This window comes from Enterobacter cloacae complex sp. IR5441, assembly GCF_049238215.1.
Taxonomy (GTDB): Bacteria; Pseudomonadota; Gammaproteobacteria; order Enterobacterales; family Enterobacteriaceae; genus Enterobacter; species Enterobacter hormaechei_C.
In genome coordinates, this window is sequence record NZ_JBMKIA010000119.1 from 1 (window position 1) to 924 (window position 924).

Consider the following 924-nt stretch of genomic DNA (forward strand, 5'->3'; position numbering starts at 1 on the left):
GATTAGCTTTGGTCGGGTGAATTTTTTACGGTAAACGGCCTTCCCACGATGATCCTGACAATGAATATGGAAAGAGTTCTTACCCAGATCGATACCAATAAGCGCAATGTTTTCCATGAGGGTCTCCGAATGAAAGCCTGTCCTCAGCATAGTACTGGGAAGGAGGGAGTGACCATCTCATTAAATAAAGCACGCTAAGCGTGCGTGGAGGCTGGCACCCAGCGGTACAGCGTCGGAATGGACACGCCGAGGTTCTTGGCCACGTCCTTGGGCGGCACCCCGCTGGCCAGCAGCTTCTTGGCCGACTCGATCTTGCTGTCGGTCATCTTCGGCTTGCGGCCGCCTTTGCGGCCGAGCTGCTTGGCGACTTCCAGCCCGGCGCGGGTGCGCTCGACGGTCAGCTCGCGCTCCATTTCGGCAAGGCTCGCCATGACGTGGAAGAAGAACCGCCCGGATGGTGTGCCGGTGTCGATGGAGTCGGTGAGGCTCCTGAACTGGACACCGTGCTTGTGCAGATCGCCGACCAGATCGACCAGTTGCTTGACCGACCGGCCCAGCCGGTCGAGCTTCCAGACGACCAAAGTATCGCCTTCGCGCAGCATTTCGAGCGTCTTGGCCAAGCCAGGCCGGTCTGCCCGCGTGCCACTCACCTTGTCCTCGAAGACCTTTTTACATCCGGCCTTGCTCAAGGCTTCGCGTTGCAGCTCCAGGTTCTGATCCTGCGTCGAGACGCGCGCATAGCCAATCAACATGGCTTGTCTCGCGCCCGGTCGATGCGTTCCTGCATCGCCTGCATCACTTCTTCGTGGGTGTACGATCTGGCGTTGGCGTCGGTGGCTTGCCGCAGGGCTTCCTCAACCTCGCGCGTCATCCGCTCGTAATCCTCCGGCCACAGCGCTTGCTCCATGCGCAGCGACGCCTGAC

General features: G+C 60.0%; 1 protein-coding gene. It reads right to left on the reverse strand.

What is annotated here, in order from left to right; all coding sequences use genetic code 11:
• Positions 1-194: 194 nt before the first annotated feature.
• Positions 195-752 (reverse strand): recombinase family protein, encoded by a 558-nt coding sequence (locus tag ACOTX5_RS26640; RefSeq protein ID WP_003100847.1) that lies wholly within the window; start codon positions 750-752, stop codon positions 195-197.
• Between the last annotated feature and the right edge of the window lie 172 nt (positions 753-924).